At 68.0% G+C, this 24,009-nt stretch carries 25 protein-coding genes; 16 read left to right on the top strand and 9 right to left on the bottom strand.

The window, feature by feature from the left end; all coding sequences use genetic code 11:
- Positions 1-16: 16 nt before the first annotated feature.
- Complete coding sequence (locus tag ACH413_RS26945) at positions 17-943, top strand: NAD-dependent epimerase/dehydratase family protein (protein ID WP_360031675.1); 927 nt, start codon at positions 17-19, stop codon at positions 941-943.
- Here ACH413_RS26945 and ACH413_RS26940 read toward each other — a convergent pair.
- A complete protein-coding gene (locus ACH413_RS26940) occupies positions 940-1,143 on the bottom strand; it encodes a hypothetical protein (protein ID WP_360031677.1) in 204 nt (67 codons plus the stop codon). The genes ACH413_RS26945 and ACH413_RS26940 overlap by 4 nt on opposite strands.
- 359 nt (positions 1,144-1,502) lie before the next feature.
- Positions 1,503-2,420 carry an SDR family NAD(P)-dependent oxidoreductase gene (locus ACH413_RS26935; protein ID WP_360031679.1) on the bottom strand — a complete coding sequence of 306 codons (918 nt, stop codon included), beginning with the start codon at positions 2,418-2,420 and terminating at the stop codon, positions 1,503-1,505.
- 101 nt (positions 2,421-2,521) lie between these two features.
- On the opposite strand from ACH413_RS26935, the gene ACH413_RS26930 reads away from it, so the two are divergent.
- Complete coding sequence (locus ACH413_RS26930; protein WP_360031681.1) at positions 2,522-3,187, top strand: TetR family transcriptional regulator; 666 nt, start codon at positions 2,522-2,524, stop codon at positions 3,185-3,187.
- Between the two features lie 494 nt (positions 3,188-3,681).
- The gene (locus tag ACH413_RS26925) at positions 3,682-4,281 is read left to right on the top strand and encodes a hypothetical protein (RefSeq protein WP_360031683.1); all 600 of its coding nucleotides are present in this window, start codon (positions 3,682-3,684) and stop codon (positions 4,279-4,281) included.
- A 4-nt stretch (positions 4,282-4,285) separates the two neighbouring features.
- Here ACH413_RS26925 and ACH413_RS26920 read toward each other — a convergent pair whose 3' ends face one another.
- From ACH413_RS26920 to ACH413_RS26895, 6 genes are all read right to left on the bottom strand, one after another.
- A complete protein-coding gene (locus ACH413_RS26920) occupies positions 4,286-4,687 on the bottom strand; it encodes an MmcQ/YjbR family DNA-binding protein (RefSeq protein ID WP_360031685.1) in 402 nt (133 codons plus the stop codon).
- A gap of 11 nt (positions 4,688-4,698) precedes the next feature.
- On the bottom strand, positions 4,699-4,878 hold the full coding sequence (locus ACH413_RS26915; RefSeq protein WP_360031687.1) for an SDR family oxidoreductase: 180 nt from the start codon (positions 4,876-4,878) through the stop codon (positions 4,699-4,701).
- A 467-nt stretch (positions 4,879-5,345) separates the two neighbouring features.
- The gene (locus ACH413_RS26910; protein WP_360031689.1) at positions 5,346-6,077 is read right to left on the bottom strand and encodes a WecB/TagA/CpsF family glycosyltransferase; all 732 of its coding nucleotides are present in this window, start codon (positions 6,075-6,077) and stop codon (positions 5,346-5,348) included.
- A gap of 774 nt (positions 6,078-6,851) precedes the next feature.
- A complete protein-coding gene (locus ACH413_RS26905) occupies positions 6,852-7,022 on the bottom strand; it encodes a helix-turn-helix domain-containing protein (RefSeq protein ID WP_360031691.1) in 171 nt (56 codons plus the stop codon).
- 194 nt (positions 7,023-7,216) lie between these two features.
- On the bottom strand, positions 7,217-7,660 hold the full coding sequence (locus tag ACH413_RS26900) for an XF1762 family protein (RefSeq protein WP_396425306.1): 444 nt from the start codon (positions 7,658-7,660) through the stop codon (positions 7,217-7,219).
- A 596-nt stretch (positions 7,661-8,256) separates the two neighbouring features.
- Positions 8,257-11,370 carry a BTAD domain-containing putative transcriptional regulator gene (locus tag ACH413_RS26895; protein WP_360031695.1) on the bottom strand — a complete coding sequence of 1,038 codons (3,114 nt, stop codon included), beginning with the start codon at positions 11,368-11,370 and terminating at the stop codon, positions 8,257-8,259.
- 126 nt (positions 11,371-11,496) lie between these two features.
- Here ACH413_RS26895 and ACH413_RS26890 point away from each other — a divergent pair, with 126 nt between their 5' ends.
- From ACH413_RS26890 to ACH413_RS26880, 3 genes are all read left to right on the top strand, one after another.
- Positions 11,497-11,955 carry a hypothetical protein gene (locus ACH413_RS26890; RefSeq protein WP_360031697.1) on the top strand — a complete coding sequence of 153 codons (459 nt, stop codon included), beginning with the start codon at positions 11,497-11,499 and terminating at the stop codon, positions 11,953-11,955.
- A 1,050-nt stretch (positions 11,956-13,005) separates the two neighbouring features.
- Complete coding sequence (locus ACH413_RS26885; RefSeq protein WP_360031699.1) at positions 13,006-14,142, top strand: sensor histidine kinase; 1,137 nt, start codon at positions 13,006-13,008, stop codon at positions 14,140-14,142.
- The gene (locus tag ACH413_RS26880) at positions 14,139-14,798 is read left to right on the top strand and encodes a response regulator transcription factor (RefSeq protein ID WP_360031700.1); all 660 of its coding nucleotides are present in this window, start codon (positions 14,139-14,141) and stop codon (positions 14,796-14,798) included. The genes ACH413_RS26885 and ACH413_RS26880 overlap by 4 nt, the downstream gene beginning before the upstream one ends.
- Here the strand turns inward: ACH413_RS26880 and mpaB are convergent.
- Positions 14,756-15,775 carry a daptide biosynthesis RiPP recognition protein gene (mpaB, locus tag ACH413_RS26875; RefSeq protein ID WP_360031702.1) on the bottom strand — a complete coding sequence of 340 codons (1,020 nt, stop codon included), beginning with the start codon at positions 15,773-15,775 and terminating at the stop codon, positions 14,756-14,758. The genes ACH413_RS26880 and mpaB overlap by 43 nt on opposite strands.
- A 252-nt stretch (positions 15,776-16,027) precedes the next feature.
- Between mpaB and ACH413_RS26870 the strand changes: the two genes are divergently transcribed.
- From ACH413_RS26870 to ACH413_RS26825, 10 genes are all read left to right on the top strand, one after another.
- Complete coding sequence (locus ACH413_RS26870) at positions 16,028-16,192, top strand: hypothetical protein (protein ID WP_319979041.1); 165 nt, start codon at positions 16,028-16,030, stop codon at positions 16,190-16,192.
- Positions 16,193-16,235: 43 nt separating this feature from the next.
- Positions 16,236-16,418 (top strand): hypothetical protein, encoded by a 183-nt coding sequence (locus ACH413_RS26865; protein WP_360031704.1) that lies wholly within the window; start codon positions 16,236-16,238, stop codon positions 16,416-16,418.
- 83 nt (positions 16,419-16,501) lie between these two features.
- On the top strand, positions 16,502-16,702 hold the full coding sequence (locus tag ACH413_RS26860) for a hypothetical protein (protein WP_360031706.1): 201 nt from the start codon (positions 16,502-16,504) through the stop codon (positions 16,700-16,702).
- A gap of 19 nt (positions 16,703-16,721) precedes the next feature.
- The gene (gene lxmK, locus ACH413_RS26855; protein ID WP_360031707.1) at positions 16,722-17,786 is read left to right on the top strand and encodes a class V lanthionine synthetase subunit LxmK; all 1,065 of its coding nucleotides are present in this window, start codon (positions 16,722-16,724) and stop codon (positions 17,784-17,786) included.
- Positions 17,787-17,842: 56 nt separating this feature from the next.
- A complete protein-coding gene (locus ACH413_RS26850; RefSeq protein WP_360031709.1) occupies positions 17,843-18,682 on the top strand; it encodes a T3SS effector HopA1 family protein in 840 nt (279 codons plus the stop codon).
- Positions 18,679-19,623 carry an LLM class flavin-dependent oxidoreductase gene (locus ACH413_RS26845; RefSeq protein ID WP_360031711.1) on the top strand — a complete coding sequence of 315 codons (945 nt, stop codon included), beginning with the start codon at positions 18,679-18,681 and terminating at the stop codon, positions 19,621-19,623. Before ACH413_RS26850 ends, ACH413_RS26845 begins: the two co-directional genes overlap by 4 nt.
- A gap of 109 nt (positions 19,624-19,732) precedes the next feature.
- Positions 19,733-20,494, top strand: a complete 762-nt coding sequence (mpaM, locus tag ACH413_RS26840) for a daptide-type RiPP biosynthesis methyltransferase (protein ID WP_360031713.1) — start codon at positions 19,733-19,735, stop codon at positions 20,492-20,494.
- Positions 20,487-21,707 (top strand): daptide-type RiPP biosynthesis aminotransferase, encoded by a 1,221-nt coding sequence (mpaD, locus tag ACH413_RS26835; RefSeq protein ID WP_360031715.1) that lies wholly within the window; start codon positions 20,487-20,489, stop codon positions 21,705-21,707. The genes mpaM and mpaD overlap by 8 nt, the downstream gene beginning before the upstream one ends.
- On the top strand, positions 21,707-22,792 hold the full coding sequence (mpaC, locus tag ACH413_RS26830; protein WP_360032520.1) for a daptide-type RiPP biosynthesis dehydogenase: 1,086 nt from the start codon (positions 21,707-21,709) through the stop codon (positions 22,790-22,792). Before mpaD ends, mpaC begins: the two co-directional genes overlap by 1 nt.
- Positions 22,780-24,003 carry a YcaO-like family protein gene (locus ACH413_RS26825; RefSeq protein WP_360031717.1) on the top strand — a complete coding sequence of 408 codons (1,224 nt, stop codon included), beginning with the start codon at positions 22,780-22,782 and terminating at the stop codon, positions 24,001-24,003. The genes mpaC and ACH413_RS26825 overlap by 13 nt, the downstream gene beginning before the upstream one ends.
- The last annotated feature ends 6 nt before the right edge of the window (positions 24,004-24,009 follow it).

The following is a 24,009-nucleotide window of genomic DNA, read 5'->3' as shown; positions in this document are numbered from 1 at the left end:
AACGGAGAGAACAGTCATGGTCGAACACGTCGTCATCGGCGCCGGATCCATCGGCAGCAACGTCGCTCGCCTGCTCGTCGAGCGTGGCCACGACGTCCGGATCATCACCCGCAGCGGATCGGGCCCCGAGCACCCGTCGATCGAGCGAGTCGCCGCGGACGCGTCCGACCCGTCCAGCCTGACCGAACTGTCCCGCGGCGCCGAAGTCATCTATCACTGCGCCAACCCTCCCTCCTACACGGAATGGGAACGCCTGCTACCGCCCCTGCAGACGGCGGTCATCGCCGCCGCGAAGGCGAATGACGCCGTCCTCGCCCTGACCGGCAGCATGTACGCCTACGGCCCGCAGCCCGGTGGCCTGATGACCGAACACACCCCCATGGCCGCGACCGGACACAAAGGACTGCTGCGCAAAAGGTTGTGGGAACAGGCCCTCGCCGCGGGCATCCGCACGGTCGAGGTCCGCGGCTCCGACTACGTCGGCAAGGGCGCCAACGGCATCTACTCCCTGCTCATCGAGCCGGCCCTGACGAAGGGCAAGGCAGCCTGGATCACCGGTCACCTGGACATGCCGCACACCTTCACGGTCAACACCGACATGGCACAGGCACTCGTCACGCTGGCGTCGGAAGAACGGGCGTGGGGCCGGGCCTGGCACGTGCCGTCCCCGCCCGCCATCACCGTCCGCGAGCTCGCCGGACGCTACGCCGCAGCAGCAGGTCGATCACCGATCAAACTGATCCAGCTACCGCGCTTCGTGATGCGCGCTACCGGCCTGGTCGTACCGATCGCCCGCGAGGTGGCAGAGATGGACTACCAGTGGTACGCACCGTTCCACATGGACGCCACGGAGACGACCGACACCTTCGGTCTGACCGCCACCGACCTCGACACCGCCGTCCGCGACGAGGTCGGTGCCGGACGCACAACGAAGCAGCGCTAGCGGCGAGGTGCAGCCTGGTCGAGGACATGCAGACGGAGGGGCGAGTTGCCGCTGTCCACGGAGCCGTGGTCCAGCAGTTGCAGCCGGGGCAGCGCGACCCGTCGCGATGTGTCCAGGACGCGGCAGGCCTCGCTGACGGTGAAGGGCTGCGGCAGGGCGGCGAGCGCCCGTTCAAGCGGCTCGGGCAGCAGTGTTCTCACTCGTGCATGACCGTCCACGGTCTTCAGCCCGGCTGCCTGAACGAGTTGCGCGGCGATGCTGTTGGACGGGGAGAGCGAGGTCCTGCGCCAGCGCGCTCAAGGGAATTCCCTTGACGTGCAAAGGATTCTTGTCGCGCCACTGCTCGATCACACCGGGCACTTGCTCGACGAGCGAACGCCACCGTTCCGGGTGGACCCGTCATCCGTCCACCTGCGTTCCCGTCGCGGACAGACCGTCCATTCGGAACTGTTTTTCGGCCAGGAAGCCTCGCTCTGACTTGTGCGGGTTGGCCACGAGGCACCGCGTGGCCAACCCGTGCGTGACTCGCTGGTAGGCCAAGGTGTCTCATCGACGCAGGTCACGCCATAGCGATATCCGCTCGCCCCACGGGAAACCGCACGCCCGTGAGGTCTTCTGAGAGTTCCCAGAGGCGTTGCTGCACAGCCAAGTCGTAAGAGGCAGGACTGGAGGCGACCAGCTTCGGGTTGCCACGCCTCTCGCCCCGCCCGCCCGGTCCGTAGTACTGCCCGCCAAGGACAGAAGGGTCAGTGGCGGCCCGCAGGGACGGAAGCGCGCCCGCCGCCGCAGGCTGTGTGATCACCGGCGCGAGCCAGTTGACCAATTCGCGGGCAACCGGCGGGATGTTGCGGGCAAGTTCTGTGTTGGAGACGCCGGGGTGCGCGGCCACCGCGACAGTGGTGCCGTGAGGGACGAGCCTGCGCTGCAGCTCATAGGTGAACATCAGGTTGGCGAGCTTGGCCTGCCCGTAGGCGGCGATCCGGCTGTAGGAACGCTCCCACTGCAAGTCGTCGAAGTGGATGGCGGCGCGAATGCGGTGACCGGTGCTGCTGACCGTCACCACGCGGGAGCGAGGCACAGGCAGCATCTTGTCCAGCAGCAGTCCGGTGAGCGCGAAGTGGCCGAGGTGGTTGGTGCCGAACTGCAGCTCGAAGCCGTCGTGGGTGATCTGCTTCGGGGTGTGCATCACTCCAGCGTTGTTGATCAGCAGGTCGATCTGCGGATGGGCTGCACGCAGGTCTACCGCGGCCGTGCGCACAGAGTCCAAAGAGGTCAGGTCCAGTTCCTGCACGGAGACGTCGCCGTCGATCCTCGCCGCGGCCTGCTTGCCCTTCTCCGTGTCACGCACGGCAAGCACGACCGATGCCCCGCGTTCGGCGAGCTGTCGAGCAGTCTCGAAGCCCAGTCCGGTGTTGGCGCCGGTGATCACTGCCACCCGGCCGCTCTGGCGCGGGATCTGCTGCTCGTCCCAGTTCATCCCAGTCTCCTAAAGTACCGTCGGTAACTTACGCTCGAAACGCTAAGGTACCGCCGGTACCTTGTCAAGGGACCGGCGGTACCTAAGCTAAAGTCGAGGACATGACGTTCCAGCGGGCGCGCACCGACGAGCAGCGTGAGCTCAGGCGACAGGCGATCCTGGAGACGACCTCGGCGATGCTCGACGAGATGCCGGTGGCGGAGGTGACGCTGAACGAACTGAGTCGGCGGGTCGGTTTGGCGAAGACCGCGGTGGTGCGCTACTTCGAGTCCCGCGAGGCGGTGCTGCTCGACCTGCTGAACGACCGGACGGCGAGTTGGCTCACCGAACTGGAGCAGGAGCTGTCCGCCGGCGTCGACCTGGGTTTGTCCACAATGGAACGGGCCGAGCAGACGGCCGACGTGCTCAGCCGCTCACTAGCATCCCGGAAAGTGCTCTGCGATCTCTACGGCGCGCAGGGCGGGGTTCTGGAGCACAACGTCTCGGTCGAGGTGGCCCGTCGCCACAAGCAGGCCTCACTGAGCAATCTCAAGGTGATGACGGACCTGCTCCAGAGGTACCTGCCCGAAATCGGTGACCACGTGGAGCACTTCTGCCTGAACCTCCTGCTGATGGCAGGCGCTCTGTCCGCGTACATGCCTCCCCCACCGAGTCTGCTGGCCGTCTACGAGGCCGAACCAGCGCTGGCGGTCCACCGCATCGACCTTCGATCAGCCCTGCGGCTCGCGGTCATCACGTCTCTTGCAGGCATGCTGCCTCGCTCCTGAGTCCGGGAGCCGCCTGAAGCCGCGATCTCGGCCCAGGTGCGCTTTGCGGCAGTACAGCCCAACGCCGCCGTCCTCCACGAGAACGGAGGCGTTGCAGCCCAAGCGCGCACCGAGCTCAGCGGCCTCAGTCGTCCTCGGTCGCGGCGACGAGGACCGCAGCGGGAGCGACCTACCCGTTCGGATCAAGGACAAGGCCAGTTTCACGTGCAGTCGCAACGACTTCGGGCGCCCACTCCAGCACGGTCCGGTTGTCGGCCCCGGAGCTGAGACCCACCGCCCAGCGGCCCCTGCTTGGCCGTGAGGACCTGGGGCTCGTCGTAGCGGTGCCGCAGCACGCCCTCACCCAGGGTCGCGCGCAGCCACGCCACAGAGATTCCGTGCGCCTAACGGGAACGATCACCCGCGCCAAAACGAATTGCGCGTGCTCGTCCGGGTCGTAACGACCCCGCCCGTCGCCACGACGTTCGTCAGAGGCAGTCGGACGAGAGGCGGCCATGCCGGTCTGGATTCCCCTGGTGGTGCCGCTCGTGACGGTGATGATCACGCTGTCCGGCGGTTGGTTGGTGACGACCCGGGTCACCGACCGCTGGGACCGGGTCAAGAAGACTCGTGAGCTCGACCTCGCCGCCGCGAGCGACTTCCAGCGGCTCCACGGCGAGGCGGTGTCGATCTGGAAGACCTGGAACGCGCTGATGAGCGACTTCCCCGCCGGGTTCGCACCACCGCAGGACGCCAAGTGGACGTGTCTGCTCCGTGCGACCGCGGCAGAGGGCCAGTTCGAGTCACTGCTCGCCAAGCTGACCGGGGAACGTGTCCTCGATCAGGACGACATCGCGGTACTGGGCGGGCTGCGGCAGGCGTTCAAGTCGCTGCGCCGCCACATCCGGGCGAATGAGACCATTCCCTGGACGTCCGACAGATCCAAGGAATACGTGGCGTTCAAGTCGCTCGCCTCCGCGATGTCCGCCCTGTTGACCAGGAACCACCCGCGCAAGCAACCGTCCGCCGCCGCCGTGAACCAGGCATTCGCCGAGATCACCGCCAATCGCCACGAGCGGACGTGGACCGCCGTCCCCAGCACCCGCGAGCCCTGACCGCTCAACCGAGCAGCTTCACGAGCTTCGCCGGCGCCAGCACCCGGTAGCTCTCAGTCAGCAACTCCCGCACCTCGTCCCAGTCCACGTCCGGCAGCACCTTCAGCCCGACCACGTCCTTGCCCCACGCCGCCCGGAAGAACGGCTCCCCGGCTCCGGCCAAGGCGTCGAACTCCTCGGACTGCGCGCGGAACGTCATGATCACTGTTGGTTCGGTGAGTTCGGCGGCCCGGCTGTACGCCCCGGTCTCACCGGGATACGCCGTGAAGACGTGCACGAAGCTGCGGTTGCGGATGCTCCACCGCATGCCCACCCACGCCGCTTGCTCGGTGGTCTCCGGCAGCGCGGCGCAGATGGCCCGCACCTCGTCCAGGACCCGGTCCGGCACGTCCGCACGATCGTTCACGGCGCACAACGCTACGCGCCCGCTCCCCCGTCCACGGGCATGATCGCCCCGTTCACCATCGATGCGCTGTCGCTGAGCAGCCAGGCCGCCACCTCGGTCACCTCGCGCAGTTCGGCCATCCTGCCGAGCGGACTCGAGGCGTTGTCGTGCGCGATGACGCCGGGGGTCTCAGCCTCCCACTGACCGATCATCGCCATCGCGGTGCCGCCGGGGTAATGCCGTAGCCCCTGATGCCCTCCTTCGCCACGTAACGGCGGCGCTCTCGGTGAGGCTGTTGAAATCGCGCTTCATGGCGCCGTAGGCGGGCAGGACCACCTCGGCCTAGGAGCGCAGAAACTCGGCCCAGGTCACGGTCGGTCGCTCTGTGTGGCGCCGGGTCGACGCCGGCAGCGTTGAGGATCTCCCACACGGTCGAAGGAGCGACCCTGACACCAAGGAGGGCGAGTTCTCCGTGGATGCGCCGGTGCCCCACGAGGAGTTCTCGGCCGCCAGACGCAAGACAAGACGGCGGACCGGTGCCACGGTGCGCGGACGCCCGGACCTTCGACGCCGGCTCGCCTGGGCGTGGCGACGCTTCCACAGGTCACGATGCCATCGCAGCACCGTGTCCTGGCTGACCAGCAGTCGGAGTCGGCGCAGCACTGCGACCAGCCACGAGTCACCGTCGGGTGAAGATCCGTTCAACGGCGATCCGCCCGAGGAACAGCAGGTTGCCCAGCACGTACCGGCGGAACAGCCGCTTCGGCTCCAGCAGCAGCCGGTACACCCACTCGACTCCCACCTTCCGCATCCACTCGGGAGCGCGGGAGACCTTGCCCGCGGCGAAGTCCAGGAACGCGCCGACCGCGACCCCCAGGTATGCCCCGGTGGCACCGAGGTGCTGGTCCAGCCACAACTCCTGCTTCGGGTTGCCCATCGCCACAATGAGTACTTTCGTGCCGCTTTCCTTGATCTGGCGCAGGATCCCGGCCTCCTCGACGCGGCCGAAGAACCCGTGCCGACAGCCTGCAACCCGGAGCCGGGGGATCCGTGTGGTGAGATTTTTCGCAGCCGCCTCCGCGATCCCCGGTTCCCCACCGAGAAAGAACACCGGTGCGTCACGCTCCGCTGCCAGCTCCAGGATCCTCGGGGTGAGGTCGGTGCCATTGAGGTTGTCCGGAAAGCATTTCCCCTGCACCTTCGCAGCGATCGCCAGCCCGGACCCGTCGTTCAGCACGAGCGCCGCGCTGTCCAGAACTCGCCGGTAGGCGAGGTTGACACTGGCCACGTTGAGCGAGTGGGCGTTTGTATAGGCCAGCAACGACGGGCCCGGCGAGTCGATGAGCTCGCCGACTACGGTGAGCACCTGGTTCCTGGGCAGGCAAACCACCCGAATGCCGAGCACGGTCACTGTTGGGACGTGCGAGCGCATACCCGTATCTTGCCGTCGAACGACAGATAGCAGCATCGGCTGATGTGGTGAAGAGTAGTGTTTCAATGCGGATTGGAATTTTACTCGCTGCGGTGACCCTGTGCGTGCCGAAAACTACATCCACGCAAGTTAAGCGGACCGACGACGCATCTCACACCACCAGAGGCGCCGAGTTCTAAATTCCTCTCATCGCGCATGCGTCGAACTCAAATACTCGTTGCGAACTCTGGAACACCGCCATAAATTTCCTTCTGACAGGATTTTCACAGGTGCCCAATGCCGCGACCGTCAGGGCTGCATTTTCGAGCCACAAGGGTGTCCGGCCATCAGCACCTCGGCAAGTTACGACACGAACTCCGCAGAAGCCACCAGGCCAATCGACACGCGGTCTCGAACAGCGCTAAGCCCAGTCTGGTAGTAAATCCGGTAGCTGGGACGCTTCGTTGCTAGCGAGACGCCAGCGATGGCAGAAGACCCAACAAGACGGTTCGCGCAAGTCACGACACAAGTACTGAGACCCGCGCAATGGCCTGACACTCGACAGGATCCGTTCACACCGAATAGGTCACTGGTTCGATCCCAGTATCGCCCATACAACCTGAAAGCCTCTGACCTGCGAAGGTCAGAGGCTTTCAGGTTTTTTGCATACCGTGAGAACCCCGTTTTGGGGTCTTCGGTAGCAGAAGTGGTAGCAGATCGGCGTTTTTTCACGTCAGATCAGCCCTCTCGCCGAGGATGGCAGGAACAGACCAGTCACTGCCTCGGCGTCGCGGTCCAGGTCTTCGACGTCCGCTGAAGTCGAGCGCGAACGACGTACACCCTGCGCCCCAGCCGGCGGACACCGGGCAGCACACCCGAGTCGGCGTACCGATAGGCCGATGCCCGACTGATGCCGAGCAACCGGGCGGCTTCTGGAACGGACACGAGAGCAGGACCATGATCATCAATCACGAGACTCTCCAGACTGAATCTGGGCACACGAAAGCACGGCCCGAAAGGCCGGCACTTTGGGACTGCCAGGTCGTATGCCTTGATTGGGTCAACATCAATTACGACGCTTTGCCAGCTGCACCACCGAAACCAGCTGCGATGCGCAGGAAAGCACCCGTTGGCATGACTCAGGCGCCCTGCGGCACTTCATCGCCATTGGACTGTGCCGCAGACGGGTATATCTCCCAACGAGTTCTACCTACGTTGTCGACACCGTGCGATTGACGCCGACGGCCTGGCGAATCCCAGCCAGGGCGCGGCCGCAGCACCGCCACAGCTCGAAGGCCGGCAGCACGAAGACTTGCCCCGCTCTTGCCGGATTGTGTGTAGGTGATCAGTCGCCGATACCCCATGGAGCGAGCTGCTCGCCAAGCTGCCGCGTAGAGCATGGAGTTGGCGTTGCGGGTCCCGGTGGTATAGGTGCGCGTGACTTCGATCGTCCATCCGTCGTCGAGATGCCGGGCCACGGGACGACCTACCGTCGCCACGCCAACCAGTCGGCCTTCCGCGCGAACCCCGATGGCAAACTTCATCCCACGCGGTGCCTTGTGATGACGATGGTGGCTCGTCACAAATGCGCTCGCCTGACGAAGAGTCAGACGCACCGAGTGCAGAGGCGTGTGGTCGTGCTGCCTGCCTCGAGTCGAAGACTTCGACACCACCGACTGCCACGGCAGCGAGTTCGGCGTCGTGGACAAGTTGGAAGACGAGCACTTCGTGATGGGCCGAGAGCAAGGCTCGCGACGCGTCGACGCAAGCCGCACGGCGCTCCGCGAGCGAGGCTCGCGTGATCACGCGACCACCACGCAACTCCGCGGTCAGCGCGACGCACCGGTCTACCGGTGTCAGCCCTGCTGCGGCGCCTGCCGCGATGAGCTGAGTGGTCAGGTCTGCAAGTGAACTGTCCAGCTGCCGCTGAAGCCGCGCGACGACAACGACGTGTCCACCGGCGCGCAACAGCGGTTCGCAGCAGCGCAGTGTCCTGACGAGTTCGACCGGGTAGCGGTCCAGACTGTCCGGGCGGTCCGAAGCCGTTCGCAAAGCAGTCAGGACAAGACCGACTCGACCGATCAGGCCGGCTGCGCGAGCGGTCGCGAGGACTTTCGAGCACGTCCTCAACGGTCACCGGCCCAGAACATCACCCGGAACCGCATCGGGTCCAGCATGTTCAGGTCGTCGACGGCACGGCCAGCCGGTCACGCACGCTCCGCACCCGGTCGAGGCCGAGCCGGTATTCGGACAACAGGTGCAGGTCATGAGCCCGATCCGCGAACGCGGCGGCTTCGACCGGCCGTCGCTGGGCCAGGAAAGCCTCCGCGAGCACCCGGAGGCTTTCCGCTTCGATCAGGCGATGACCGCTCGTACGGCTCAGGTCCCGCGCTTGCGTGGCGAACTCGATCGCGAGCTCGGGCTGTTCCAGGTCGATGTGCAGTTCGGCCAACGAGACGAGGGCTTCTCCACGAGTCCGCTTGTTCGCGGCCTTCAGCGCGAACGACAACGCGAGCTGCAGCTCGGCCAGCGCTTCGGAGTGCCTGCCCTGCAGCCGGTAGGTACTGCCCAGCACGTGATGGCTCGACGACTGCCCGTTGAGTGCGCCGAGCTTGATCCCGACCGCCAGACCCTCGGTCGCGGTGCGCACCGCGGCCGGGTAGTCGCCCATATCGCGATAGGTGCACGCAAGCTGGTTCAAAATGGTGCCGTGCAGGGTCGGCTCGTTCAGTTCGCGGCACAGCTCCTGGCCGGCCGTGAAGTGCTCGATGGCCTCGTCGTACCAGCCGAGCGTCCGGCAGGTCCGGCCGCGCAGGCTCAGGCCGGCCAGTTCGGCGTTGCGATCTCCTACCTCCTCGGCCAGACGCATCGCCTCGGTCTGCAAGCGGTGTGCTTCCATCAGCTCGCCCAGTTCCCACAGCATGTCGCCCTCGCACACGAGATTGATCGGAACCACCAGCGAGTGTCCGACTTCCTGGGCGCACTTGACCGCCATGCGGTAGTGGTCGACCGCCTCGCGCACCTTCCCCACCGGCGCGCAGATGCGGCCGAGGTGGTTGAACACCATGCTGCCCAGATCGGCGATCCCCTCTCGCTCGACGATCTGACGGGCTTCCTCCATCCGTGCCTCCGCCCGGCCGAACTCGCCGACCAGGCAGAGAGCGGAACTGAGCGACCACAGCGCGTGGATCTGCCCGGAGAAGTTGTCCGTGCGTCTCGTCCAGGACAGCGCGGCTTCGGCGAAGTCGAACGCATTGACCACGTCGCCGTGCCGGTCCAGGACCTGTCCGACCACGTGCACGAGGAGCGACCCGATGACGGGCTCGCCGAGGGCTCCCGCCAAGTGGGCCGCGGGCATCAGGCACGAGATCTCGTCGTCCAGCCACCTGGTCGCCGTCGCGCTGTCGGCGAACACCGGGAGCTCGCACTCCACGGCGAGCAGCGGCCGGTAGGCACGAGGAACGATCGCCTCCATCGCTGCCCGTGCCGCCATCGCGTAGAAGAGCAGAAGACGGTGCTGTGCCACCGCCCGTTCGTCAGCCGCGCACCGTTGCGATGCAGCTAGACGAAGCAGGTCGTGGAAGGTGAACCGGCCGGGCGTGTGCTCTTCCACGAGATGCGCGGAGGCGAGCGAGCGCAAAGCGCGCCGGGTGGCGACCTGATCAAGGCCGGCCAGCGCGGCCGCGGCGGCCACCGTCACGTCCGGCCCCGGGATCAGCCCCAGCAGGCGGAAGAGCCTGCTGGCTTCCTGCCCGAGGCTCTGGCACGACAGGTCGATCGCGGTGCGCACCGCCATGTCCGGGTCGCCCTGCGCCTCGAGTTCGGTCAGCCGATCACCCGTGCGGAGCTCGGTGACGTAGTCCTCGATCGACCAGCCGGGCCTGCCCGCGAGGTTCGCCCCCGCGATGCGCAGCGCCAGCGGGAGCCGGGCGCACAGCTCAGCCAGCTGACCCGTGGCCCCCGGCTCCGCGGCCGTCCGCCGCTTGCCCAGGAGGTGCTCCAGAACTTCCCGTGCCTCGACAGGGCTCAGGAGGTCGAGGACGAACAGCCGCGCACCGTCACGGGCCACCAGTCCGTCCAACCGGTTGCGGCTGGTAACCATCGTCAGGCAGCCCGGTGTGCCCGGCAGCAGGGGACGGACCTGGTCGGCCGTCACCGCGTTGTCCAGGAGCACGAGGACCTGGCGGTCCGCCAGCAGTGAGCGGTACAGCGCGGCGGCGTCAGCGGCATCGGCCGGCACGCGGCTCTTGTCCACTCCGAGCGCTACCAGCAACGCGGCGAGCGCGAGCTCCGGCGTGAGCGGCTGGCCGCCGCCGTGACCACGCAGGTTGAGGTACAGCTGGCCGTCGGGGAAACGGAAGCGGACCCGATGTGCCCAGTGCACGGCGGCCGTCGTCTTCCCCACTCCCGCGGTACCGGCCAGAGCGGCGACGACTGCGGTCTTGCTCACCTCCGGCAGCAGGTCGTCCAATGCGCCGAGCACCTCACCGCGGCCGGTGAACCTGGGCAGCGCCGCTGGCAGTTGAGCTACTGGCACGGGCCGGACCTGAGCTTCCGCCTCGTCCTCCGCACCGAGGTCGGCGAGCACGTCCGCATGCGCCTGAACCAGCTGCTCGCCGGGCGAGACGCCCAACTCCTGGTCCAGCAGGACTCGGGCTTCCTGGTACGCGGCGAGTGCGTCCGCACGACGGCCTGACCGGTGCAGGGCCGTGAGCAAGTCACTCCACAGCTGCTCTCGCAGCGGAAACATCGCCGTGAGCCTGCGCAGCTCCGGAACGACCTCGGCATGCTCGCCCAAACTGAACCGCGCTGCCACGTAGTCGGCGAGCAGACCGTGATACCGCTCTTCCAGTCCCGCGGCCTCAGCAGCGAGCACGGGTCCCGCGGCAAGCCCCTCGAAAGGGCGGCCGCGCCACATCCGCAGTGCCTGACCGAGGGCTTCCACCACCGTTCGCGGCTCGTCAGCGCCGCGGGCCGCTTGGGCGAGCCTCTCGAACGACAACAGGTCGAGCTCGGGCTCCTCCACTCGCAGCAGATAGCCGCCTGGCCTTGTCACCAGCCGGTCGGCCCCAACCTGCAACTGCCTGCGCAGACCGCTCACGTACGTCCGCAGGTTTCCTTCCGGCCGGGCCGGCGGCCTGTCCCACACGGCTTCGGTCAGGTACTCGAACGTCACGACCTCGTTCGCGCGCAGGAGCAGTGCCGCGAGCACGGCACGCTGCCGGGGCCCTCCCAGCGCTCGAGGCTCCCCACCGACCTGGGCTTCCAGCGGGCCCAGCACCAAGAACTTCACTCACTCAGTGTGCCCGAGCGATTACGAGATCTGGGCGAGATCTGGGCAACGCCTCCACGAGAGTCCCTCTTGTCCGCCTGCGAGGGCAGACCACAACGATCTCATCCGTCGAATGGACTTTCTCTCATGCGATTGATTCGCACCACGGCTCTGTTCGCAGCCACTGCGCTCGCCATGCTGCTTCCTGCCGTCGGCGCCAACGCCACCGCCATCGCCTGCGGTGGCTCCGTCTCCAGCGTGGCCATCGGCGCCAACGGCTGCATCAGCGCCGACAAGTTCAACGAGGGGCGGGTCCCCATGCGCGAGATCAAGGCCCACGTCAAGCTGAGGAACACCAGCGCTCACGCCGCCACGGTCGAGTACGAAGCGTTCTTCCGCATCGTCGAGGGCGGCGACTGGTCCAAAATGGGCAATGGACGCACCAGCGTCCCCGCCCGTGGCGCCGTCGGCCCCATTGAAGTCGCCAGCGTGAGTCGCGTCTGCGGCCTGCGGAACGCCAAGGCCGAGATCCGCATCCACGTCAGGCCCGCGGGAGGCGCTTGGAGCAACTGGACCGGCGCCGTGACCGCTCAGTGCCAGACCTGATCGTCGCGACGCACCGTTGTCTGACGCGCGAGCGCTGAGCCCGTCCTGCGCTCGCGCGTCAGAGCGTGAACAGCTTCGAAGTTTTCGGGTCATTCGCTGGCAGCAGGTCGGCGACGGCCCCGTCCGGCCGATCGTGCCGCTCTCCGCGTCCAGGCTCAGTTGGCGGACCGGATCCTGATCAGCCTGGTGGATCGCGACGATCATCTAGATCCGTCTTCCGCACGTGGCTGTTGATCACCTTGGTCTGGTCGGATCTATCTCGAGCAGAGCCAGGAGTCGGGCTTGCACACCAATCACGCAACGTAAAGCAAACAGAATTACAAGATGCTAGCGGAACTCGGTCAGGTTGAGGACGAGGTTGTGGACGCGCTCGGGCAAATCGGGGTGCAGGAGGGCGAGGGAGGCGATGTGCTCCGTCCACTCGTCCTCCAGCAGCCGTTCGGCGATTTGACGAGCGGGGACGGGACCACGACCTTGTCAGCAGTGTCCCACCTGAGCGGTGTTCCTACTGTCCAAAGCAGACCGTCCGACCCTTGATCGTCAACAATGCTGGAATCTGATGACGGACCGCCCTGTACTCCGCTTCAGTCGCGGTGCGGATCACCACAGCAGGCCGCCTCTGAACCATCTGTGCACTCTCCTTGACGACCACGGTCCGACATCGCGCGGGCAACCACATCACGCGCCGCCATCCAGGTCTGCAGGGAGTTCTGCGATCGGCGATACAGCCTCAAAGTCTTTCCACGACGGGAAGAATCGCCTACTTGCGACGTGTACCCAGAGGGTTTCTCACGGCTCTTTGCGCCACTACGCCCGGCTACTCGTCATCGCCGAAACACAGGCTGGGAATCGACCGCCCTGACACCTTGAGCACTCGCCAGCACCGGGCCGCAGGAGCGGAACAGCTCCTTCGACCTTGCCGCGCTCCCAGAACGAGAAGAAACGGCCGTCACACGAACGTCCACTGTGGTGAGAGCGACAGCGGCGAACGGGGAGTGCCGGCGGCATTCGGCGGGCACCGGGGCAATCTCGCTGGAATACTCACTCGGTGTGACCGTCAAACGTGCGCTGGCCATCGACTCGGTGATCGTGGTCGCGCTGCTCGCGCTGCACCTTCTCGTGGTGCGTGAGCTCAGCGACGGGTCTTCCGGATGGCTGCCGGCGTGGGGTGCGGCGGCGGTGGGTGTCGCCGGGATCGTGCCGTTGCTGGGTCGTCGGCGGTGGACGCGGACGGTCTTCCTCGTCGTGCTGGTGGCCGCGTTGACGCTGGTGCTGGGTGGTTATCCGAGCGGTGGTGTGGGGCTGGCGCTCCAGGTCGCCCTGTACACGATCGCGGCGAACTCGGCGCCGATTCACACCGTGGTGGCTGCCGTGCTGACGTCGGTGGCCGCCGTGACGAGTTACGTCGCCAACCCCGGCTTCCACCCCGCGGTGGCGGTGCTGGACGTGGTGCTGCTGAGCGGATCGATCGGGCTGGGCACGGTGACGCGCCGCAACCGGCAGCGGGCGCTTCAGCTGCGTGAGGTCGTGAGCCAGCTCGAACAAGCGCGCGAGCAGCTCAAGGAGGAAGCCGCGCTCCTGGAGCGGAACCGGATCGCCCGTGAGCTGCACGACATCGTGACGCACAGTCTGGGGGTGATCTCGGTGCAGGCCGGTGTCGCACGGGCCATGCCCGACGACGTGGCGCATGCTCGCACGGCGCTGCGGGTCATCGAGACGGCGAGCAAGGACGCGTTGTCCGAGATGCGACACCTGCTCGGCGCGTTGCGCACGCCGGAGGGAATGGATGCCGAGCTGCGGCCGCAGCCGACGCTCGGCCAGCTCGACGACCTCTTCCAGACGATGCGAGATGTCGGGATGTCGCTCACCGTGCACACCGAAGGTGCGCCGTATCCCCTCACCGCCGGGCGTGAGCTGACCGTCTACCGGATCATCCAGGAGGCGCTCACGAACGTCCTGAAGCACGCCGGCAACGCCGAGGTACAGGTGCGCCTGCGCTATCTGGACGACCACATGAGCGTCGAGGTGTTCAACGACGCTGTACAGCCGCCGGGTGGCGAGCACGGCCACGGACTCGTCGGAATGCGGGAACGCGCCGTCGTCTGCGGAGGGACGCTCAACGCGGGGCCCGTCCCGGGAGGCGGGTTCCGGATGGTCGCGACTCTGCCGAGGGAGCTGGCGGCGTGAGCATCAAGGTGGTGGTCGCGGACGACCAGGCCATGGTGCGCGCCGGGTTCGCGGCGTTCCTGCGGGCGCAGCCGGACATCGAGGTCGTCGCCGAGGCCGCGGACGGTGTGTCCGCCGTCGCCGCGGCCACCGCACACCGGCCGGACGTCGTGCTGATGGACATCCGCATGCCGCAGACCGACGGCATCGAGGCGACGCGGCGGATCACCGAGGCGTTCGGCGGCGAGGTGGCGGTACTCATCCTCACGACCTTCGACCTCGACGAGTACGTCTACTCGGCGCTGCGGGCGGGCGCGTCCGGGTTCCTGCTCAAGGACACCGATCCCGAGGACCTGGTCGCGGCCGTGCGGGTGATCGCGGCCGGCGAGGCGCTGCTCGCGCCGACCGTGACCAAGCGGCTCATCCGCGAGTTCACCTCCGCCCCAGTGCGCACGGTGTTGCTCGACGAGCTCACCAAACGCGAGAACGAGATCATGGTCCTGGTCGCGCGCGGCCTGGCCAACAACGAGATCGCGGACAAGCTGTTCCTGTCCGCGACCACGGTGAAGACGCACGTCAACCGGGTGATGACCAAACTCGGCCTGACCTCGCGCGCCCAGGTGGTCGCCGCCGCCTACGAAGCGGGGCTGGTGATCCCGGCGCGCACCGCCGACTGAACCGGGGTGCCCTCGAACGCGGCCACCACCTCCCGCACGGCGGCCTCCGCCACGAGAGGGTCCAGTCCCATGTGGACGGATGCCAGCTCGGCCGCGTGCTCGGTGCCGGCCGAGACCAGCAGAAGTTCGACGATCCTGGCCGCGTCCCCGCCGACCTGGAACACGCGGTCCTGCGTGGTGTCGCAGACGAGCTGCTCGTCGTCGCTCCAGACCAGGATCGGCGCGTCGACGTCCTCGACGAGGTCCGCGGGCAACGCCGGGGTGAAGCGGCCTCCGAACCCGGACACCCTCAGCCCCGTCCGTCCCTCGGCACGCAGACCTCGCAGCACGGCGAGCACTCGCAGGTAGCGGGACAACCACGGACGAGCGGCACGTGCGTCCTCGATGACGTTCGCGTCCACCACGGCGTTCAGGCACACGTCTCCACCGGCATCGGGTCGCGAGAAGTCCACATCGGACTCGATCGAGCCCAGCACCTCGCCACCGGGCGCGGTCCGCACCTCACCGGACGCCGACACGTGCAGGCGGTTCGCACCGACACAGGGGTGGGTCGTGCCCAGGGCGCACTGGTCGGCGAGGAACACGCCGGGAGTGGTCAGCTGCTCGACGAACACCCCTTTGCTCCTGGCCAGATCGGCGTCCTGCAGGAACGCCTCGTAGTCCTGTTCACCCCCGACCCGCACCACGGTCGGGCCCGCGACCGCGAGGAACGGCGTCGCCAGGTAGTCCTGCGTGTGCACGAAGAGGTCGTCCCCCACCAGGAACTCGTCTCCCGGCTCGACCAGTCCTCCTTCGTACCGGACGGCCGCCTCCCCGGCGCCGGGGCTGAACACGAGCCCGCCGGCTCCGCCCAGCTCCACGGCCTTGTCCTCGTGCGTGGCGGATTCCACCAGCACCACCCTGCCGAAGCCACCTGTCACCGTTGTGCCGCTGACCAGCTGCACCACCGCGGTGAACGCGGCGCGAGCGTCCGTCATCTGAATCCCCCAGAACACGCGAAACTCCCCGAAAACTGCTTTCGACGTTACCTGTGGCCTCTGCTCCGCCACGTCCTACCAACGCCGTAATGGAGAAGTACAACCAGCGCAGTATTGCGTTCGGCTGCGGCCGGATGTCAGGGTTCATCTCGCTTGGGGGAAGCGTGATTCGGCGAGGCGTGCTCAGAGCCGCCCGCCGACACCAAAGTCGCCTCCATTTTCGGCGCGCACCTTCGGGGGGAGGTGAAAATGATGAACGACATCACTCTGGACCTTTCGGTCACCGAGCTCGAGGACATGGTCGGCATGAGCGGCTGCTCGCAGGCCGGCATGGACCCGAAGGCGTGTGACGCCTCTCTCGGCGGAGCGGTGAGCCTGGCGATCGCCTTCTCGGCGATCGCCGTCGCCGTCACCTGATCCGGTGAATTTCGGGTTGGACCTGCGACAACGTGAATTGGGGGTGAACGTGAAGGAAGCCAAGGTTCTCGACCTCTCGGTCTCCGAGATGGCCCTGCGGGGCCCGGACCTGAGTTACGTCGAGCTCGAGGTCGTGGCGACGCCGGACGTCGGTGATTTCCTCGCCGGCGTGGGTGCCGGCGCGGGTGTCAGCGCGCTCGTCATCGGCGCGATGACGATCACGTAGAAGGTCGCGGCCGGGTGCTTGTGTGCGGAGACACAACATGAAACCAATCCAGGCACCCGGCAGTTCTGCACTATGCTGCCACCATGGCGAACAACAATTCCGAGGCGAACAACGGCGCACTTGTTGCGTTCCTGGTCGTCGCGATCGCATTGATTCCGGTCTCCTCCGCCGTGTCGGCGGAGTGGCTGCGAATCACCCTCCTCGTGGTGGCGATTCTGGGTATTTTCACCGTCTCGTTCTTCCTGCTCCGCAACGTGAAGCGTCGCCAGGCGAACGGGGACTGACTCCGGAGGAGCCTTCCTCATGCCGGGTGTGACCGAGTCCAGCCGGATAGACACCGTTCTGCGCGCACTCGGTCTCGGTGACCTCGACTGGTCCGCCGCCACCACGATGAGCGGGCGGAACAACAACTGGCTCGGTGACACCGCGTGCGGCAGACGCGTGTTCGTCAAACAGCTCGTGGGTACCGAAGCCGAGATCACCAACGGATTCCGGCGCACCGAGGCCTTCTACCTCACGCCGCATCCGGCACCGCTGCGCACCGCGACGCTGATCGGGCTGGACGAACGCGTCGGGGTGCAGGTCTTCGACGGGCTGCCGGAGCCGCGCAGCGGCCAGGAAGTCATGGCTGCCAAGGACTTCGGCCACGCGCTCGCGGCCGAGGCCGGCGCCGCGCTCGGAGCGCTTCACTCAGCCGGGTCGACACGCCTCGCCGAGCTTGAACCGTCGCTTCCACCACTGCCGCAGGAGAATCCCCTACTCGGGCTCACCGAGGAGTTGTTCTACGACTCCAGCCTCGGCCAGCTCGAAGCCTGGCGGCTGGTGCAGCAGGACGGCGTGATCACAGACGCGCTGGGCCGGCTCGAGGACGACGCCGTGAACACGGTGAAGGTCCCCGTGCACGGCGATGTCCGGCTCGACCAGTTCCTGGTGTCGGGGGATCGGCTGTACCTCACCGACTGGGAGATGTACCAGCTCGCCGATCCCGCCCGCGACGTCGGCGGGTTCGTCGGCGAATGGCTGTACCACGCCATCGTCGACCTGTTGGGAGAACGCACGCGAGCCGCCGGTCGGCTTCTTCCGCCGCCGACGGTCGTACTGGCACCTGATCGCCCGCCCTGGAGACAGGCGCGTCCCGGGGTCGCGGCGTTCTGGTGCGCCTACCGCGCGGTCCAACCGGATCTCGCCCCCGACGTCGCCGCCCGCGCACCGTTGTACGTGGCGTGGCACCTGCTCGAGCGGATGCTCATCGACGCTCAGCCTCGAACCGGCCTGGACGGCACCGCTCTCACCTTGTTCCGCATGGCACGCACGATTCTGCTGCGCCACAACGATTTCACCTCAGTTCTCGGGCTTGAGCCGTGCTAGCCGCCCGGCTGGCCGAGGCGCTCCCCCAGGTCCGCACCCGGGCGGGGACAGCGACCGTGAACGGCGTCGAGCTCGAGGCGGACACCCGGCCGCATCTCGTCGCGCGACTCACCGAATGGCTTTACGCGCACCTGCACGCGGGGCTGGCCGACCGGAACGTCGCACTGGCGCTGGCGAAGCGCGACCGGTGGCTGGAGCAGGCGCTCTCCGCGGCGGTCCCGCATTCCGCGGCACCGGTTCGCGCAGTGCTGCGTTCGGCCGGAGAGTCCCTGCTCGTCGAGTGGGACGGCGTGCTGGTGCACCTTCCTGCCTCTGCCGCGGTGCGGATCCCCGCGGTGGGTGAGCTCGTCGACCTGCTCGTGCCTCCTGCCCGACCGGCCCTGTCACCGGGCTTCCTGTTCGTCAGCGGCTCCCGGACCGTCGACCTGTCCGAAGCCGCACTGCGCGTGTACGTCCACGTGTCCGATGAGGACAATGCGGTCGCCGTCTGGCGTTCCGTGCTGCAGACCTTGGAGTCCAATGCCGTCGCCTATCAGGCGAAGGTGCTGTCCAGGGCACGGCAGTACCCGCGCCGCGACGCGATCGTGGTGTACCTGCCGTCGCCGGACGCCGCTCCCCTGGTCGCCGACGCGGTCCGCGATCTGCCCGGAGTTCTCGACGAGACATCGGTCTTCGCCGAACGTCTCGCGCGTGGCGTCGCCACGGCGTGGGAGCCGTCGGACGCACGACCGGGCAGGTCCCGGCAGAGCTTCGGGCAGCACCGCTGTGCCGTGCTCGCACAGGCTCTGCTGGACGCCGCGGACGGGGACGAACGCAGTGAACCCGCCGTCGTGCGGGCGTTTCTGGACGCGGGCATCGATCCTGCCAACCCCGCGCGGAACGTCGGTCGGCCATGACCTTCTCCGTGCACGTGCCGTTCATGCCGGTGCGCGCCGACCAGGTGCTGCCGGTCGGTGAGCTGGTGAGGCGCGCCGACGACTGCCGCCTCTGGCTCGGCCAGTCCCTGTCGCTCGAACCGCACCAGCTGTTCGCCCATCTCGCGGGCCGCGGCGTCCAGGTACCGGTCGGCACGAGCGTCACGTTGATGCCGTTGCGACATCCACTCGAAGCCGCCTCGCAGGCCCGCTCGCTCGCCCAGCTCACCGGCCATCCGGTGGTGGCGGGCTACGGCCCTGGTTCGGCCGACTTCCAACGCGCGTTGCTCGGGGCCGCCTATCGCAGCCCGCTGACCGCGGCGCGCGAGTACCTGACCGCAGTCCGGTCTTTTGTGGACGGTGCTTCCACCGCGCTGCCGCCGATCGATCACCCGCGGGTGGACCTGGGTCTGGGAGTGCTGCGTCCCGCCATGGCGCGGCTCGCCGGGGAGATCGCCGATGTCGCGATCACCTGGCTGTGCCCGCCGAGCTATCTGAAGGACGTGCTGGTGCCGGAGATCCGGGCCGCCGCACGCGCCGCGAACCGATCCGTGCCCCGGGTCGTGTCCGTGGTGCACCTGGCCCAGCGCAAACCGCGCCGTGATCCGGCAAGGCTCGCACTGGCCGTCAGCAGAAACCATCTGCAGTCGCCGCACTACGTCGACATGCTCGGCAGAGCCGGTGTTCAAGTGCGTGCGGACGATCCCGAATCGGGCGCGCGGGCGCTGGTCGACCACGGCGTCTTCCTGCACGGTGACATCGCGGAACTGGTCAGCGGACTCGATTCCTACCGCGAAGCCGGAGTGGACGAGATCGTGCTGAATCTCAGTGGCGTCGGATTCGAGCGGGGCGACCAGGTCGCGGTGCGTGAGCTGGAGTTGTTGCTGCTCTCGCTGGGATCCGTGCGACACGACTTTCGTTGAAGAACTACAACCAGCGCAGTAGGTGAAGTCGGCCCGCAGGCGGTATTGAGCTTGCGCGCCAACGATTCGAGAATGGGTGCGGGGGTTCCGCACGTCCTGGGGGAAGATCTTGAGCGGGAACACGATTCCCGGCACAGCCGGGCTGCTGGCCGCGTTGTACGGCCTGCAGGCACAACCTTTGTACGGCGAGGAAGGCGCATCCGCCTACGACGCGATCGCCCGGCACGACCCGACTGAGATCCGGGACGTGCTGCGGCTCGCCCGCGGGCCGGTGCTGGAACTGGCGTGCGGGTCGGGCAGGCTGACCCTGCCGCTGGCCGCGCGAGGCCACGACGTCGTCGCACTCGACAACTCGCCCACGCTGCTGGAGCTGCTCGCCGATCGGCTGCCCGCGGACCACTCGGTCATCCTCGCCGAAGGCGACATGACGGCGTTCGATCTGGGGCGGTCGTTCGAGACCGTCCTGCTGGGCACGTCGTCGGTGTGTCTGCTCGACGAGGACCAGCGAGCCGGGCTCTTCGCGTGCGTGCGCGGACATCTCGCTCCAGGTGGCCACTTCTACCTCAGCGTCCTGGACTTCGCCGGCACTCTTCTCACCCGCCCGGCCGAACGGTCCACAGTGGTCGTTCACGAGCAGTCCGTCATCACGCTCCTGCAGCACTTCGATCCCCGTCGCGGCATCCGGACGACCAGTCTGCTCCGTGACTCGGCGGACGGTCGCGCGCTCTACACGAGTGAGGTGCGGCTGGTCAGCTCCGGCACGCTCTCCGACGAGCTCGCCGCGGCGGGATTCGCGGTCGTCGAGCAGCGTCGCGGCCCGGACGGTGAACAGGTCCAGGTGCAGCTGGTCTGCAGGAGTTCCGATGACTAGCCGCCATCCCGTGTGGGAGTCCTTGATCCCGCCGAGCCGGTACGGCCTGCCCGACCGGCAGGCGGTCGCGGCAGAAGGCACGCGCGTCCGGTTCGCCGACGGCAGCTGGGCGTTGTGCGCCACGAGCGGCCTGTGGAACTGCAACCTCGGCTACGGCAACAAGAACATCGCCGACGCGGTCGCGGAGGCGCTGACGAACGCCTCGTACCTGACGTTGTTCCGCGGCGGGCACGACCTCGCCGTGCGGGCGGCCGAGGCGTTGCTCGACGTGTGCGGGCCGAGCTTCGGCCGAGTGTTGTACTCCACGTCCGGCGGCGCCGCGAACGACGTGATGATGAAGATGGTCCGCCATTTCCACGCGGTGCGCGGAGATGATCGCCGTCGCGTCGTCGTGGGACTGACGGGCAGCTATCACGGCCTGACCTATGGCAGCTTCAGCCTGACCGGGGAGAACCTCGGCCAGCAGATCTACGGCGTCGACCAGCGCGCGGTCCGCCACGTCGGCTTCACCGACGAGGCGGAGCTCACCTCCTTGCTCGCGAGGGAAGGCCATCGCGTCGCCGCCGTGGTGCTCGAACCCGTGCTCGGTTCGGGCGCGCATCCGGTGCCGGAGAGCTTCATCTCGGCGGTGGCAGGACTCCGCGAGGAGCACGGCTTTCTCCTGGTCGCCGACGAGGTCGCCACGGGGTTCGGTCGCACCGGCCGGTACTTCGCCTCGTCGGGCTGGCCGATCGCGCCGGACGTGCTGATCACGTCCAAAGGGCTGACGAACGGCACCTGCGCGGCGTCGGCGGTCGTTGTGTCGCATGAGATCTGCGAGGTCTTCGAACGCGCGGACGCCGTGCTGGTGCACGGCGAGACGCAGGCGGGCACTCCTGGCAGCTGCGCCGCGATCCTGGCCACCATCCAGCAGATGCACGAGCTTGACGCGGTGGCGACGGCGGCGCGCAACAGCGTGAAGCTGGATGCGCTGTTGGACCGGGTCTCCGCACATCCGCTCGTGAGCGGACACCGTGGCAGCGGCTGCTTCCGCGCGATCACGCTGCGGTCCGGCGTTTCCGCACAGGTGACGGAAGCCGCCCGGAAGGCGGGCGTGATCGTCCAACCCGGACCCGACTGCGTCCAGCTGGTCCCCGCGCTGACCTACGGCGACGACGAGCTGGCCGAACTGGAGTCGGCTCTGCTGACCGCGCTCGACGAGGTGGCGCGGTGATGCTGCGGCGCGCCTGCCCCACCACGGTGCACGCGGCTGCGGGGGCATGGCGTTTGGCGGACCTGGGCCGGCGCCCGCTGATCGTCACGGACTCCGGGCTGTCCTTCTCCTTCGACGCGCCCACCATCCGGCTCGACACCACCAGCACCGATCTTGGCACCGTGCGGGCGTTGTCGTCGCAGATCGCCGAGCACGCGCCGGACGTCCTGGTGGGTGTCGGCGGTGGCGGCGTGCTCGACGTGGTGAAACTGGCCTGCGTCCCCGATTTCGCCGATGTGCTGGAGGCACGGGGGCAGCGCGCCGGTGTGGTCGGCCTGCCGGACACCTCACCGGCCTTCCGGCGGGTGTTCGTGCCGACCACGATCGGCACCGGCGCGGAGGTCAGCCCGGTCGCCTGCGTGCGCATCGGAGGGCACCGCAGGCTCGCCATCGGCAACGCGCTCGCGCCGGAGTCCGCGGTGCTCGATCCGGCGTTCACCGAGACCCTTCCGCCGTCGCTGTTGCGCGAAGGAGTGCTGGAGGCGTTGTTGCGAGTCGTCGGCCCGTTCGTCGGCAGCCCGTGGATCGGTGGGCTGCCCGACGCGGAAGCCGAGATGCTCGTGCGTCAACTGGTCGCCGTCGGCGACAGGCTGGCGGCCGGCGATGCCGGACCCGGCGTCCGCCTCACCGCGGCCACTCTCAGCGCGGCCACGCACACCGGCTGGGCCCTCGTCGGCAGGGACACCTACGGCGCCAAGCACTGGTACCTCGCCAACGAACTGTCCACCGTGCTCTGTGTGCGCAAGATGATCGCGACCGCCGCGGTGGTACCCGCGGTGTGGACCCGGATCATGGCCGGCGACCGCCGCTACGGCGATGCCGGACGGCTGGCGGAGGCGTGGAGCTGGATCGCCGACGGCCCGCCGGTGTCCGGACTGCTTTCCCTGCTGCACAGGTGGGATCTCGCGTCCTCGCTCGACGCGACGGCGGACCAGCGCGCCGAAGCGTCCCGGAGGGCGGAGCGCTCGTGGGGCGGCCGGCTGCCGATGCTCGCCGATCTGACCGCCGCCGACGTCGAGGAGGTGTACGCGTCGTGTTCGACCTGATCCAGACCCTCGATCCCGCCAACGGGCTCGCCAGGGGATGGCACATGCGGCCGCCGTCGGCGGACAGTCCGATGTGGAGTGTCGCGGTCGACGTCGGAGGGCTGGAGGCGCGGGGAACCGACCTCGGCGGCTACCCGCTCCACCTGGTCGGCGCCTACGGCACCAGTCGTGCCGACACCCTCGCCAGGGCCGCGGGTGAAGCCGTCGAGCGGTTCTCGCTGTTCCCTCGTGATCCGGGCCCGCGCACGGTCACGGCAACGGCGTCGTCGCTCGGCTCGGCCGCACTGGACTTCGCGGCGGCGGGCCTCGGCGACCCGGTCGCCGCTGATGCCGCGTTGCGGTGGTACGCGGGAACCTGGCTGCACTCCGGTGCATCGGTGTGGGTCCCGGCCGGGCTGGTGGACTACCCCGCCGACACGACGTGGTTCGACCCGTCACCGTCCGGCGCGGCGGCGGGCCCGGACTTCGAGTTCGCGGTGCGGGGTGCGTTGCTGGAGCTGATCGAGCGCGATGCCGTGGGGGTCGCGTGGGCGGCCGGCGCGTTCTCGGCGGAGATCGACCTCGAGGCCGAGATCGCGCTGGCACCTCCCTCGCCCGAGTGGCGCCGGGTCAGCACGTTGTATCGCAAGGCGTGCGCCTCAGGTCTTCGGCCACGTCTCGTGCGGCTGCCGGTTCTCCCCGGCCTGCACTGCGTGCTCGCGACCGTGGCAGGACCGGATCTGGCGGCGTGCGGCGCGAAAGCCCACGAGGAGTGGGACCGCGCTCTGCTGATCGCGTTGCAGGAGGTGTTGCAGGTGCACGAGATGCTGACGGTCCTGCGCGGCCAGTGGGGCCGCGGTGAGCCGCCCGCCGTGGTGCGGGACGACATCGATCGCGCCCGGCTCTGGCTGACTCCCCGCGCGGTCGCCGAGCTCGCCCGGCGCCTGCGTGACCTTCCGTTCGCGTCGCCGGGGCCCCCGAGTTCGCCACGGCACTCCGCCGCGGAACTGGTGGCGGCGGTGCGGGCGGACGGCGGCGAACCGCTCGTCGTCGACCTCACGCCACGCCTGCCCGCGCCGCACCAGGCGATGGGCTGGCGTGCGGTCAAGGTGGTGGTGCCCGGCTACCAGCCTCTGCGGATGGACGAACGGCACGAGTTCGGCTGGCGGCACGACCGCATCGAGGCCGCGGGCACCGGCCCCGTCTCACGTTTCCCGCATCCGTTGATCTGAGGTGAC

Origin of the sequence: Lentzea sp. NPDC020367, from assembly GCF_044387305.1 — a bacterium.
Lineage (GTDB): Bacteria > Actinomycetota > Actinomycetes > Mycobacteriales > Pseudonocardiaceae > Lentzea.
This window is presented reverse-complemented; position numbering and strand designations above follow the sequence as displayed.